Source organism: Mucilaginibacter sp. CAU 1740 (assembly GCF_039839285.1).
Taxonomy (GTDB): domain Bacteria; phylum Bacteroidota; class Bacteroidia; order Sphingobacteriales; family Sphingobacteriaceae; genus Mucilaginibacter.
The window spans coordinates 581,295-595,640 of sequence record NZ_JBDOQS010000003.1 but is presented as its reverse complement, the minus strand read 5'-3'; the positions used below and the strand labels follow the sequence as shown (position 1 = coordinate 595,640).

The 14,346-nt window shown below is 43.1% G+C and carries 12 protein-coding genes; 3 read left to right on the top strand and 9 right to left on the bottom strand.

Features of this window, described 5'->3' with window-relative positions:
* Nucleotides 1-15: 15 nt before the first annotated feature.
* The gene (locus AAFN85_RS10055; protein WP_347527059.1) at nucleotides 16-537 is read right to left on the bottom strand and encodes a DUF892 family protein; all 522 of its coding nucleotides are present in this window, start codon (nucleotides 535-537) and stop codon (nucleotides 16-18) included.
* A gap of 652 nt (nucleotides 538-1,189) precedes the next feature.
* On the opposite strand from AAFN85_RS10055, the gene AAFN85_RS10050 reads away from it, so the two are divergent.
* Nucleotides 1,190-1,744 carry a hypothetical protein gene (locus AAFN85_RS10050; protein ID WP_347527058.1) on the top strand — a complete coding sequence of 185 codons (555 nt, stop codon included), beginning with the start codon at nucleotides 1,190-1,192 and terminating at the stop codon, nucleotides 1,742-1,744.
* A 139-nt stretch (nucleotides 1,745-1,883) separates the two neighbouring features.
* The gene (locus AAFN85_RS10045; protein ID WP_347527057.1) at nucleotides 1,884-4,070 is read left to right on the top strand and encodes a TonB-dependent receptor; all 2,187 of its coding nucleotides are present in this window, start codon (nucleotides 1,884-1,886) and stop codon (nucleotides 4,068-4,070) included.
* 229 nt (nucleotides 4,071-4,299) lie between these two features.
* Here AAFN85_RS10045 and AAFN85_RS10040 read toward each other — a convergent pair whose 3' ends face one another.
* Nucleotides 4,300-4,668 (bottom strand): response regulator, encoded by a 369-nt coding sequence (locus AAFN85_RS10040; RefSeq protein WP_347527056.1) that lies wholly within the window; start codon nucleotides 4,666-4,668, stop codon nucleotides 4,300-4,302.
* A gap of 123 nt (nucleotides 4,669-4,791) precedes the next feature.
* Nucleotides 4,792-5,367, bottom strand: coding sequence for a thymidine kinase (locus tag AAFN85_RS10035; protein WP_347527055.1), 576 nt, complete (start codon nucleotides 5,365-5,367; stop codon nucleotides 4,792-4,794).
* A 72-nt stretch (nucleotides 5,368-5,439) separates the two neighbouring features.
* On the opposite strand from AAFN85_RS10035, the gene AAFN85_RS10030 reads away from it, so the two are divergent.
* Nucleotides 5,440-6,507 carry a hypothetical protein gene (locus tag AAFN85_RS10030; RefSeq protein ID WP_347527054.1) on the top strand — a complete coding sequence of 356 codons (1,068 nt, stop codon included), beginning with the start codon at nucleotides 5,440-5,442 and terminating at the stop codon, nucleotides 6,505-6,507.
* Nucleotides 6,508-6,790: 283 nt separating this feature from the next.
* Here the strand turns inward: AAFN85_RS10030 and rodA are convergent, their stop codons facing one another.
* From rodA to purH, 6 genes are all read right to left on the bottom strand, one after another.
* On the bottom strand, nucleotides 6,791-8,059 hold the full coding sequence (gene rodA, locus AAFN85_RS10025) for a rod shape-determining protein RodA (protein WP_347527053.1): 1,269 nt from the start codon (nucleotides 8,057-8,059) through the stop codon (nucleotides 6,791-6,793).
* Complete coding sequence (gene mrdA / locus AAFN85_RS10020) at nucleotides 8,056-10,092, bottom strand: penicillin-binding protein 2 (protein WP_347527052.1); 2,037 nt, start codon at nucleotides 10,090-10,092, stop codon at nucleotides 8,056-8,058. The genes rodA and mrdA overlap by 4 nt, the downstream gene beginning before the upstream one ends.
* Entirely contained in the window at nucleotides 10,089-10,607 is a 519-nt protein-coding gene (locus tag AAFN85_RS10015) for a rod shape-determining protein MreD (protein WP_347527051.1), read from the bottom strand. The genes mrdA and AAFN85_RS10015 overlap by 4 nt, the downstream gene beginning before the upstream one ends.
* Nucleotides 10,600-11,433 carry a rod shape-determining protein MreC gene (mreC, locus tag AAFN85_RS10010; protein ID WP_347527050.1) on the bottom strand — a complete coding sequence of 278 codons (834 nt, stop codon included), beginning with the start codon at nucleotides 11,431-11,433 and terminating at the stop codon, nucleotides 10,600-10,602. Before mreC ends, AAFN85_RS10015 begins: the two co-directional genes overlap by 8 nt.
* Nucleotides 11,434-11,552: 119 nt before the next feature.
* Entirely contained in the window at nucleotides 11,553-12,575 is a 1,023-nt protein-coding gene (locus AAFN85_RS10005; RefSeq protein ID WP_109606865.1) for a rod shape-determining protein, read from the bottom strand.
* Between the two features lie 228 nt (nucleotides 12,576-12,803).
* Nucleotides 12,804-14,330, bottom strand: a complete 1,527-nt coding sequence (gene purH / locus AAFN85_RS10000) for a bifunctional phosphoribosylaminoimidazolecarboxamide formyltransferase/IMP cyclohydrolase (RefSeq protein ID WP_347527049.1) — start codon at nucleotides 14,328-14,330, stop codon at nucleotides 12,804-12,806.
* Between the last annotated feature and the right edge of the window lie 16 nt (nucleotides 14,331-14,346).

Sequence of the window (14,346 nt, the reverse complement as noted above, 5' to 3'; positions counted from 1 at the left end):
TAGTTAGTTACGGGCTTAAATATATTTAGCCTTAATAAAATTATAAAGCGTTCGCTTGGCTGTTATGCGATTTAAATGTTGATGCAAATACAGGTTTAGCTGCTGGTTGTTTTCATTAACCGCGGCCAGTTGTAGTATTTGGATAGAGTTTTCTTCAACGTTCTCAATGTTTTGCAGGTACAGCAAAATGCTCATATCGCGCAGGTTGATATCATTGCTTTGTTGCTGAATGGCGCTGAAATCATCCTCAAGCATGGCGATCATGCTGGTGCAGTTATCAAACGAATAGCGTTTTTCCAACAGGGCGTATATACCGTCCATGCGGGCAATTTGCTCTTCAGTTTCGTCTATGGTATCTTTAATGGCTTGTTGCAGGTCTTTAAAATTGTCGGTATCAACAATTTCTAAAAGGCGTTCGGCCAGGTGCGCCCGTGTGCAATAGATCCTGTTAAGGTGTTCTGTAAAAAAAATCGTCAACTTGTCGGGCGCCCATTGTGCTGGGTGGGGGTGTACCGTACCGGGTGTTTTCTTTTTCATTAATAAAAATCAGTCATAGTAAGTATGATGCCGCTTTTTCATGCAGATACCTTTTCGTTTAAAGGCATGTATGACCGATAACAGAAAACACAGGAATGAAAATGATAAAGCAACTGGGACCTAAATAACATAAAAAGGGTGGTAGAATATAGCTTTTAAGCTACAATACACTTTTCTTGTTTGTGAAATGACACAGTTTAAACAATCTTCATTCTTTAATGTGATCGTAAATTAAATTAGAGTTCTTTTTGGGACGTCTTAAATTCAATCCATTTAATCATCAGGGCATTATCAAATAAATGTATTTGGCATAGTTCAAAACCCGTACCGATTTTGTTACAATTTTTCTGAAACCAGCAATTGTAATATATAAGTTACTATTTTGATATAGCAATTTGGAATGTTTATGCGTGATTTTCGTTGTAGTTATAAAAATATACTGAGTGTCAGGCTTTTGTTTTTATGTCTATTCGGCATAGTGTACATAGTGTCCAAATAATTGTTTAGTATGTATATCTGAAGATTTTGGTCTGATTAATGACATTTCTACAGAATTTCTCCAGATTTAATAATTTTTATTTAATGTTTTTAACACACTAATTATTTCTCGTAAATTTTATGTAGCATTGCTGTTACCAACATTGATTATTGATTGAAGAAGCTTTTTGCCATAGTAATGCTTATTACGCACCTGCTTAATTTGGTGGGGTACATGGCGCTTAATCAATATTTTACCAATAAATCAAACAGGGTTATAGCCCGGCAGATCAGTACCGGGAAATACGATACGCGCGAACTTATCGAGATCAAAATAAAACAGAACCTTCCTGCTATTCATGATTGGGCCGGGTATGAAAATATCTCCGGGCAAATCCAACTAAGTGGTGCATCCTATAATTACGTGAAAATGAGGGTAACCCGAGATACACTTTACCTGCAGTGTATCCCTAATTATGAAACCACCAAACTCCTCGATCAAAATATTATTTGCGCTAAAAACCTTGATAAAGCACCGGTAAGCAAAAAAACGCACGAATCGACAGATAAGAAGCTGGGGAGCGATGCCAAATATAACTGCCCTGATATTGCCTATTCATTTGTAAAGCCCGAAGAGCTTATTCAGCAACCCGATACTTTTGTATATATCAGCATACCCGATCCTGTGGTACCTGTTGGCGGTCAGCCTCCTGAAGCAATTGTTGCTTAACTCAGTATTTTATTAACAATTAATCTGTTTGTTTAATCGGTTTCCGGTGGGCTTTTGTCGCATGCATTTTTTGCTTTGCGCTGATACCTGTATGGTGCCTGATCAAACAGCATTCCCCTATTTTTTTCAATTTGAATAAATGAATACTCTTTATAAAATTTCATTACCGGCGTTGCTTATGCTTTGCGCCGGGGCGGCACATGCGCAAAAAAATAAAAGCGTGAAAGATACCCTGCAACTGGATAGCGTTATCATCCGCGAGAGCAGGCCGAAGTTTCTGCCTAACGTATCGGGCACCAATATTTTTGCAGGAAAGAAAACGTTTGATATTTTCCTTGATGCAGGTAAGGCAAACTTAGCCGATAATAATGCCCGTATGGCTTTTGCTAAAGTACCGGGCGTTAACGTATGGGAAATGGATGGCGCTGGCTTGCAACTTAATATAGGCACACGCGGTACAGATACCCACCGATCTATCGAAACCAACATTCGCCAAAACGGTTACAATACTAACTCGGATATGGCCGGGTATCCTGAAAACCACTATAATGTACCATTCCAGGCCGTGAGCGAAATTCAGATCGTTCGTGGCTCGGCGGCTTTGCAGTTTGGCAGCCAGTTTGGTGGCATGCTTAATTTTAAGATAAAAGAAGGGGATAGCACCAAAGTTTTTGGCTTTGAAAGTGAGCAGTCTGCAGGTTCAAACCGGTTCTTCAATTCATACAACGCTATTGGCGGCAAGGTTGGGAAGATAAGTTACTACGCCTTTTACAGCGCCCGCACCGGCGATGGCTGGAGGCCAGACGCAGCATTCAATTCGCGTGCTTATTATGCCAATATCAAATACCAGTTTAATGATAAAGGTAGCATCGCGTTTCAATTTTCAAGGTCCGATTACCGCCAGCAAATTGCAGGCGGCTTAACCGATGCGCAGTTTGATGCCAATAATCGTCAGTCGACACGTACGCGCAATTTCTTTAACCCGGAGATCAATATCCCGGCGTTATTGTTCAACTACCAGTTTGATAAAAATACCAAATTCGAGGTTACATCACATTTATTATCTGGCCAGCGTAACAGTGTGCAGTTTATTAATACAGCCAATATCCCCGATACTGTTAATGCCAGTTTGAAAACCTTTAACCCCCGCCAGGTTGATAGGGACTATTACCGCGGCTTTACTACCGAAGCACGTTTGGCCCATACCTATAAACTGGGCGATCTGAATAGCTCGTTCACCGCAGGTGTTAGGTATTTTGAACAAACTACTAAACGCAAGCAAAAAGGTGTAGGTACGGTAGGATCAGACTTCGACCTGAGCCTGGTTAAAGATTATGGCATCGACCTAAACCTGCACACCCTTAACTATGCCGCCTTTGCCGAAAACATGTTCCAGGTCACACGCGAGTTCACTGTTACCCCCGGTGTAAGGTTTGAGGATATCCATACCAAAACCTCAGGTGTTATTGTAAACCGTACTGTACCTGTAAGCTATAAAAACGACCGTAACTTCCCGCTGTTTGGTACCGGTTTGCAGTACCAGTTTAAAGATGGCAACCAGCTTTATGGCAATATTTCGCAGGCTTACCGCCCATTCCTTTACGCGGCAGTTACTCCGGCAGATCAGCTGACCATTGTTGATCCTAACATGAAAGACAGCAAAGGCTATAGCGCCGACCTGGGCTACCGCGGACATTTCAGTACCGTATTCAGCTTTGATGTAAGCACGTTTTATGTTTTCTACGGAAAACGTGCCGGTACTTTAACCCAAACCGATGCTAACAATGTAAACCACCTTTACCTTACCAATATAGGTGATGGTGTTGCAAAAGGCGTAGAGGCTTACACCGAGGTATCGCTGATTCGTTCGTTCGATAAAACAGCAGGTAGCGATCTGCGGTTGTTCAATTCCTTATCATACACTCACGGGCGTTATACCACAGGTGCTATCAACCAAAATGGCAAAAACATAAGTTTGGTAGGTAACCGTTTGGAAGGTACTCCCGATTGGATCGATCGCGCAGGTTTAACCTTTTTAAGTGGTCATGTAAGCAGCACGCTGCAATACAGCTATGTAGGTAAAAGCTTTAGCGATGCCAATAATACGCTTGTAAACCCAACAGGAGCTACCGGTGTAGTACCGGCCTATCATTTATTTGATTGGGCATTTAACTACGGTTTCCTTAAAAACTATCATTTTACAGCCAACGTGAACAATATTTTTAACGCTAAATATTTTACGCGCCGTATTAACATGTATCCTGGTCCGGGTATTTTACCTGCCGATGGGAGGACGTTTAATGTTGGTTTTGGGGTGAGGATATAAGGTTTAGATTGCAGGTCGCATAATCTACTCACCCGGCCGACGCTTCGCTGGGCCACCCTCTCTATCCTTCGGATAAAGAGAGGAGAGAAAATAAAATCAAAAATCCCCTCTTTACGGCTTGCCGTAGAGAGGGGTGACAAGCGCAGCGATGTCGGGGTGAGTAACATAAAAAAACGGCCTCCTGTGGTTATGGGAGGCCGTTTTACATAAAGAAATTAGATAAGGTTTTTTACCTGATATGTTTTTTAACCAATTCGGAAAGTGAGGTCAGATCAAAAGGTTTGGCCAGGTAGCCATCAGCATTACCGGCTTTCGCCACTTCTTTAATATTACTTACTGCCGAAATTATTACAACCGGGATATCGGCTGTTGCGGGATCATCTTTTATTTTTTTACTTAATTGTGCGCCGTTGGCGTCGCTGCTCCAGTCGGTAAGCCAGTTATCAAGCAGGATCAGGTCGGGCTGAAGCGTAACCAGCGAATTGAGTATGCGCGAATTGTCGGAGTGGATCACTTCGTAACCTTCCTCTTCCAACACGTACACTACCGTATCGCGGATATCTTTATCGTCTTCTATAACTAAAACCTTTTTGGCCATGATTGATATATACTTGTTAAACCAGGCTTTAATGTGCCTTAGTTTACAGATATAACAACCCAATACCCTGTATTTGTTTTAGTATCAGTATTAAATAAATAAAATATTATTCGGTAAAAGCAATTAAGGCTTGTTGTAGCAGACCCTACAACGTGGCTCGTAGCTTTCTTTTTCGCCTAATAAAATTTTGGCTTCATCAGGAATGAGGCGATAAGAGTAAAGCGCCGGGTTACCGCATTGAACGCAAACAGCCTGGAGTTTGGTAACGGATTCGGCAATGGCCATAATGGATGGCATTGGGCCAAATGGGCGACCTTTAAAATCCATATCCAAACCGGCAACAATTACACGGATACCGCGATTGGCCAGTATGCTGCAAACCTCTGGCAGTTCATCGTCAAAAAACTGGGCCTCGTCAACGCCTATTACATGGGCATCGCTGGCTAACAGTAAAATAGCCGAAGCGCTATCAACCGGGGTAGAGGTTATCTTGTTGGCATTGTGCGATATAATGGCCTCTTCGCCGTAGCGGGTATCGGCTTTAGGACTGAAGATCTCCACTTTAAGTTTAGCTATGCGGGCACGACTTAAGCGCCTGATCAACTCTTCGGTTTTACCCGAAAACATTGATCCGCAAATAACTTCGATGCTGCCCCCTAACTCACTTTTACGCCTGAAAACCTCTTCGTGATATACCATTTATAGCTTAATGAGGGGCAAATATCAGAATTTAATCCTATTTTTGAGAAGCATTTTCCTAACATTGAGGCCATGAAGCAAATGGATGTATTTAAAAAGATAGGTGGGATTTTAAAAGAGCTTAATGATCAATATAACTACCTTGCAGCCGATCCCGGCGAATTAAATGAGCTCGAATTAGAGCTTTTTGTAGCCAATGCCCATTTTTTAAAAGACCATGCCGAAATACTGCGACGCATTAATGAACGCGCCGCAGCCCCTGCTCAACCTGCCGAAAAACCACAAGCGGTAGTTGAGCAACCCAAGCCAGAGCCTGTGCCACCAACTCCACCAAAACCTGTAACTCCGCCAGCACCGAAAACTGAAGCCCTGCACGAGCAACGTTTTTTTGAACCTGTAGTTCAGCAGCAGCATATCCCGGTGCCTGTGAATAAGATAGAGATAACGGCAGAGAAAGAGGCTGAGCCAGTTGCTCCCGTACCTTTCAATAATCCGGTTAAAATAGATATAATAGCCGCTGAGCCGGAAAAGAAAACTGAACCGGAACTGCAAATCGATTTGACCGAGGCGGTTGAAAAAGACAGCTATTCTTTTCAGCAGGAAATACCCGAAGGTAAAAGCTTTGAGCTTGATTTGAACGAAGCCGAAACATGGGATGATGGTGCCGATGAGTTTGAACAGGAAGAGTTAATAAACGAGGAACCTGAAAAGTTAGCTGAACCTGCACCGGTTGCAGTACCCGTAAAGGTTGAGCAGGAGGTGAAGCAACCAGAAGTACAGCCGGTAACAAGCGCTAAAGGAGATACCGATGCTCAGCAGGTTTTAACCTTTAACCAAAGGATTATGGCGCAAAAGGCCGAGAAAGCTGCAACCGCAACAAGTACCCCTGTCGAGCTACCGGTTACCGACCTTAAATCGGCCATTAACCTAAACGATAAGCTGCTTTATATTAAAGACCTGTTTAACGGCTACAGCCTGGCCTACAGTGAAGCTATCGAGATAGTGAACCGCTTTAATACTTTTGAGGAAGCTGAACGTTTCCTAAAAACCAATTATGTGGTAAAAAACAATTGGGAAAGTAAGGCTTCAACTACCGAGAAGTTTTATGCTTTGTTGAGGAGGAGATACCCGAACGGGTAATTAAGAGATTTATATTTAAAATTCGTCATTGCGAGGTACGAAGCAATCGCACGCTGGCAGGTTGTTCGTGCCGTTGTTGGTGTTGTCACCAACAACTGTTTTGAATCCTCGTGTCGTCAGGATTGTAGAAAGCCGTTTGAAGATCATGGCGTAGAGTTGTTGGTGACAACACCAACAACGGCAAAATTAAAGCAAAGAGCCTTATCGCATCGCAATAAGGCTCTTTGTATTTTTGAAGATTTGGAACTTTCTACTTAGGGCTTAGAACTTAAGACTCCCGACTTTAAATAATCCCCATCCTATTCGAATCCAATTTAATCAGCACAAACAGCAACATCGTAAAACTCAATAACGATGATCCTCCATAACTGATAAAAGGCAACGGAATACCAATAACCGGTACAACCCCAATAGTCATCCCGATATTAATTACCACGTGAAAGAAGAAAACCGAGGCCACCCCATAGGCATACACCCGTGTGAAAGGTGATCGCTGTCGTTCGGCCAGGTAAATGATGCGGAGGATGAGGAACATGTACAGGCCGATAACCGTTATTGAACCGGCAAAACCCCATTCTTCACCAATGGTACAAAAAATAAAGTCGGTGCTTTTAGCCGGTACAAACGAATATTGAGTTTGGGTTCCACGTAAATATCCCTTGCCCCAAAGTTTGCCCGAACCAATAGCTATTTTTGATTGGTTTACGTTATATCCTTCCCCCTTTAAATCGGTAGTGATGCCTAACAGAATATTGATGCGCTCGGTTTGGTGCTGTTTTAATACTTTGGAGTAAATGAATTTAACGCTGAATATAAACGCTATACAAATACCCAGCCCTATTACCATAGTTGTTATTAGCTTTCGGTTCCGCCTCACAAAATATATAACCAAGGCCGTAATTGCCGCTAACGTAAGTATGATGTAAAGTGGATTATAGAGCAAGGCCATTACAAATAGTGTAATAAAGAGGCCCTCAATAATTAGGAAGTAGGGGGATAAGCCTTCACGGTACAATACAAATATCAACGAGCAAAATACCAGGGTTGAACCCATATCGGGCTGCCTCAGTATTAATAACATTGGGAAGCCGATAATACCGGCTGCCATTAAAAACGATCTGGTTTCTGTTACGCGGATGTTGGTGCCGCTTAAATACCTGGCCAGTAATAAACAGGTAGCCAGCTTAGCAAACTCGGAAGGTTGGAGCCTGAAGCCGCCCCCTATATCGATCCAGGCCTGGTTACCGCCTACATTTCGCCCTATGACGAGTACAAGTATAAGTAACAAAACTACTATAGCATAGAAAGCTGGCGCGAGCGCCGCTATAAACCTGCTTTCAAGCAGCAGGATCACAATGGCTATCACTATCGATACGCAAATAAAAATAAATTGCTTACTGTATTCGGTTGACGCGTCGATGAGGCTTGGGTGAGTGGGATCAAATACCGCGGCGCGGATATTTAACCAACCGATGGCGCAAAGTATCAGATATAGAAGAACTGTAAGCCAATCAACATTAAAAAAGAAACTACGTTGTTGTTGGTTACTCATGATCGTGTCCTCCGGCCTGTTAGTATGCTCATCAGGCTACCCCCTTTATTGTTACCGGCTGTTTCCTGTTTAGCTTTTTTAATTGAGTCTGCCTTGAATTTTTTGATCGAATCAGCTTTGAACTTTTTGATCGAATCTATCCTGGCCGAACGGATGCTATCACGCCTGCGCTCTTTCTGGAAATCTTTGGCATACAAAGCAAGATCAGGCATGCGGCTTGCATTCGCGAAGTAATCGGCCGTATATCCTGATGCGCGTGTGGTTACCTTGCCAGTTAAATATTTTTCGACAATAAAGCTGGCTATCGGGGCAGCCCAATGCGCGCCCTCGCCCGAATTTTCGACTACAACAGCTATAGCTATTTTAGGGTTATCGCGCGGCGCGAAAGCGACAAACACCGAGTGGTCTTCACCATGCGAGTTTTGGGCGGTACCGGTTTTACCACACATAATAATGCCCGGAATTTTTGACCGGATAGCTGTCCCGCTTTCAACCACCGCCTGCATGCCATTAATTACCGGTTCAAAATAACCGGAATCGATACCTACATAATTCTTTTCAGTATATTCTTTTTTGATCACATTTTCGGTGCCGATAGCTTTTATTAGGTGTGGTTTGTAAAAGAAACCACGGTTTGCTATGGTACACTCCAGGTTAGCCATTTGTAAAGGAGTTGCTAAAAGCTCACCTTGACCAATAGCCAGTGGTACTACCGTACTTGAACGCCAGCCGCCTTTGTGGTAAACGTTGTCGTAATATAAAGGCGTAGGTACGTTGCCACGGCTTTCGGCCGGCATATCCAGATCAAGTTTTGCACCGAGGCCAAACTTCATCACGTTGGCCCGCCATGCCTTAAAGTTAGCTTCAGTGTTTTTTACTCCGTACCTATCAACAATACGCTGAAAAACCATCGAAAAGTAACCGTTGCATGATTCGGCCACTGCCCTGGCCATATTTACTGTGCCGTGTGCTTCACCATGGTTACAGTGTACTATACGGTTGCCTGCACGGTAATTACCGGTGCAGTAAAAAGTCTCATTAGGGCTGATAATCCCTTCTTGTAATGCTATAAGTGCACTCAACGGCTTGAACGATGAGCCTGGAGGATATTGCGCTTGTATGGGCCTGATGAAAAAAGGCTTATACGGGTTGTTGTACATTTTAGCAAGGTTGTTGCCACGCTGGCGACCAACCATCAGGTTTGGGTCATAAGTAGGGCTACTCACATAGCACAATATCTCGCCACTTGATGGTTCGATAGCTACAATACTGCCCAGTTTATTTTGCATCAGCTTTTCGCCGAGCCTTTGCACGTCGATATCTAAAGATGATGTTAAACGCTCGCCCGAGCGGGGAACCGTATCCAATGCGCCGTTGGCAAATGATCCTTTCGGGATCCCCTTCGAATCTACCATTTGCACCTGTACGCCACGCTGCCCGCGAAGTACATTTTCGTAAGCTTTTTCAACACCGGTAACGCCGATATAGTCGCCAAGGCGGTAATAATTGTTTGATCGTTTGATATCGCGATCTGTAACCTCACCAATAAAGCCGAGGAATTGTGCCGCTATCGAATCGGGGTAAGTGCGTATGGTACGTGGCACTACCGAAAAGCCCGGAAACTCAAAAAGTTTTTCCTGTAAAGCGGCATACAGTTGTACCGAAAGTTGTTTTTCGAAGATGAATGGCTTAGCAGGCGATTGCTTTTGGGCTTTAATAAAGCGTTTATCAAAACCATCTTTATCGATGCCTATCATTTTACAAAGCAATAGGGTATCAAAGGGTTTATTAACATCCTTTGAGTTAACCATTACATCGTAAATAGGTTCGTTTTGTACCAGGATCTTGCCATTGCGGTCAAGTATCGGTCCGCGGGCGGGGTAAAGTATGGTGGTGCGCCTTACGTTACTGTTGGCATATATCTCGTACTTATCATCCACTATCTGGATGTAGTAAAGCCTTGCCAACAGGGCAAATATGATAACTAAAAAGATACCGGTAATAACGTAGCGGCGTTCAAAAAAATTATTCATTTACGTTCTTTCCTCCTGAAAAATAGCAGGCCCGAAATCAGTATTAAAAATACTGTAAATAATGAACTCAAAACAACACGGCTTAGTGTATATTGTATTTCAGAAAAGCTAAATACTTCCAGGTTAAGCAGGAAAAAGTGGTGAACAAGCGTAAGTACAATAGCGTAGGTAAAAAACCACCTGAAACCCATAATACTCAAAGTGGGTTCGGGCTCGTTATCAAAGCCATCTTTTTGTACGGTGATGCTGATAAATAATGTTCGTACCAGGGCCAATACTATGCTGGCCGCGGCATGTAAACCGGGGGTATCATAAAAGGCATCGATAGTTAATCCTAAAACAAATGCCAGTACAAACAACAAAATGTTTGGCACTTCAAAAGGCAATAGCAGGATAAAAAGGATATAAAAATACGGCGTGGCCAGGTTGTAAAACGTTACGTTTTTTAACAGGAATACCTGTATAAAAACCAACACCAAAAACCTTAAAACGTTAATCAGGATAGTCCTACTCATTTTTGTTTTGAACGGCCTCCAGTCCCGTTTGTTCGGTGGCAAACTTATTGTTTATCACATATACGTATTGCAGCTTGGTAAAATCTACCGCTAATGAAACTTCTACATTGAGAAGCAAACCTCCACCCTTGGCATGCAGATTGGTTATTTTGCCGAATGGGATACCGGTAGGGAACAGCGAGTAACCCGATGTCACCACCAGTTCGCCAACCTTGGGTTGCGCATTGTTCTGGATATCAATCAGTACACCTTTGTGTGGGTCCATATCGTTGCCCCAAACAAACGAGCCGATATCTTTGGTATTGGTAAGCATGGCGCTAAATCGGGTGTTTTTATGCAATACCGATTGAATGATGGCCAAATGTTCGGTAACATCAATTACCTGCCCAACTACGCCGGCACCGGTTATTACGCCCATATCTTTTTGGATGCCATCTTTACTGCCCCTATCTATCGTAATATAATTGCTGCGTTTGTTGAATGAGTTATTGATAACCTTGGCTACAATGTAGCTGTACTGCTGCTTGTAAACGGTATCATTAACCTTGCGCTTATCAACACTATCAACATACATTGATGTTTTGAGTTGGCCGCGCAACTTTGCATTTTCGCGCGCCAAACTATCATTTGTTTCACTAAGCGACATGTAGCTTTTCAGCCCATCCACCTGTTTAAACAATGTACCGGTAACGGCATTGGTAGAGTTTAAAAACGAGGCTTTTTGAAACGAATTATATTTAATGTAAATGATAAGCGAGCTGATTTCAAAAATCAGGAACAAAAAAAACGCGTTATACTTAGTTATAAAAGCCCAAAGGTTACGCATTAGGAGATCAGATTTGAAGTTAGAATCAAGATAACAAGAACCAGGAAACAAGAAGGGGCGAGCGCAACGCTCAATTTATTTCCTTCTTGTATCTTGATTCTTGATTTCCTGCTTCTAAATTACTGCATTAAAAATTTAAAGTTACCAATGTTTTTAAGGGCGGTGCCTGTTCCGCGTACTACGGCGCGAAGAGGGTCTTCGGCTACGTGTACAGGGAGTTTGGTTTTGGCAGCCACACGCTTATCCAGGCCGCGCAGTAACGCGCCGCCACCGGTTAAGTAAATACCGGTTTGGTAAATATCGGCCGAAAGCTCGGGTGGGGTGATCTCGAGTGCTTTCAGTATCGCTTCTTCTATTTTAGAGATCGATTTATCTAAACAGTGTGCAATTTCGGTATAAGATACCATGATCTGTTTTGGTACACCGGTCATCAAATCCCTGCCTTGAACAGCGAAATCGCCCGGTGGCTCGCTCAGTTCAGGAAGGGCGGAACCAACCTCGATTTTAATTTTCTCGGCAGTACGGTCACCGATCATGATGTTATGCTGGCGACGGATGTATTGAACAATGTCCGAATCGAAGTTGTCACCCGCTACGCGGATAGATTGATCGCAAACGATACCCGATAACGCGATAACCGCGATCTCGGTAGTACCACCGCCAATATCGATGATCATGTTGCCCATTGGTTCTTCCACATCGATACCAATACCTACGGCTGCTGCCATTGGCTCGTGGATGAGGTAAACCTCTTTAGCGCCGGCGATCTCGGCCGAGTCGCGTACGGCACGTTTTTCAACCTCGGTAATGCCCGAAGGGATACAGATTACCATACGCAGTGAAGGGAAAAACCAGCCTTTACCCTGGTTAATCATTTTGATCATCCCGCGGATCATGTGCTCGGCGGCGTTAAAGTCGGCAATTACACCGTCTTTAAGCGGGCGCACGGTACGGATGTTATCATGCGTTTTACCTTCCATTTGCATGGCCTGGCGCCCAATGGCAATCACTTTGTTGGTGGTCCTGTCGAACGCCACGATAGACGGTTCGTCAACAACAACTTTATCGTTATGTATAATGAGGGTATTTGCAGTACCCAGGTCGATAGCAATTTCTTGTGTAAAAAAGTTAAATAAACCCATCTGGTATTTCTTTCAGTATGTTATGCAAAGTTTATAAAAATACGCTTAAATAGTTTAGCATTTTGCAATCTAAAGCGTTAAAAAATCACATTTATTGTGTTGTGAACAGGTAGAAAGGTTGAATAGGTTATTTTTCAGGTTGATTAAGTTAAAAGAAAATCATTATTTCCAATCGCCCGCACAAACCTCTCACTCAATGATCCAATTAACCTAATCAACCTTTAAATTTTAGTGTTTAAAGTGACGCACACCGGTGGTAACCATGGCTAAACCTTTCTCGTTACACATAGCAACCGAAAGTTTATCATTGATCGATCCACCTGGTTGTAAAATGGCGGTGATACCAGCTTCAGCAGCAAGTTCGGCACAATCCGGGAACGGGAAGAAAGCATCAGATGCCATTACCGCGCCATTCAGATCAAAGCCAAAGCTTTGTGCTTTGATCACAGCTTGTTTCAAAGCGTCAACCCTTGAAGTTTGACCAACGCCGCTTGCCATCAACTGGTTATTTTTAGCAAACACAATGGTGTTTGATTTGGTATGTTTTACAATTTTATTAGCGAAGAACAGGTCTTTCAACTCTGCTTCTGCAGGAGCTTTTTCGGTAACGGTGGTCATTTGGGTTGGGCCTTCAATAACCGCGTCTTTATCCTGCTCAATAACACCATTTAATAAAGTTTTGAAGTGTTTAACCGGTAACTCAACAGGCTGACGAACCAACAGGATGCGGTTCTTTTTGCCCGAAAGGATAGTAACAGCCTCATCGCTGAACGATGGAGCGATAAGCACTTCGTAAAATAACTTGTCGATCTCGGTAGCTGTTTCAGCATCGATCTCGGCATTGGCAATAATTACACCACCGAAAGCTGAAACCGGGTCGCAAGCCAAAGCATCAACCCAGGCTTGTTTAATGGTTGGGCGTGTAGCCACACCGCAAGCGTTGGTATGTTTAAGGATGGCGATGGTTGGCTCGGTAAACTCGTCGATAATAGCAACGGCCGCGTCAACGTCAACCAGGTTGTTGTATGAAAGCTCTTTGCCGTTCAGTTTTTTGAACATGGCATCAAGGTTACCGTAAAAAGTACCTTTTTGGTGCGGGTTTTCGCCGTAACGTAAAACCTGGCTGGTTTGGATACTTTGTTTAAATACCGGAAGCGGCTCGGCCTGGTTAAAGTAGTTGAAAATATGGGTATCGTAGTTCGATGATATATTGAACGCTTTTTGAGCGAACGAACGGCGCTGATCGATAGTGGTAACACCATCCTGTGTTTTCAGGATGTTTTCTAAACCGTTGTAGTCGTTTTTTGACGCGATGATCACAACATCTTTAAAGTTTTTAGCAGCTGCGCGGATCAACGAGATACCGCCGATATCGATTTTTTCGATGATATCTTCGGCACTGGCACCTGATGCTACGGTTTCTTCAAACGGGTACAAGTCAACAATTACCAGGTCAATTTCAGGAATTTCGTATTGGGCTATTTGCTGTTTATCGCCATCATGATCTCTGCGGGTTAAAATACCACCGAAAACCTTAGGATGCAGGGTTTTAACACGACCGCCAAGGATAGAAGGATATGAAGTAAGATCTTCTACCGGGATCACATTAACGCCTAAATCGCGGATGAAAGTTTCGGTACCACCCGTTGAATAGATATTTACACCAAGGCGGTTTAACTCATGAATGATGGGCTCTAAATTGTCTTTGTAGTAAACAGAAATTAAAGCATTTTTTATTTGAACTGACTGGCTCATGTACACGCTGTTTTTA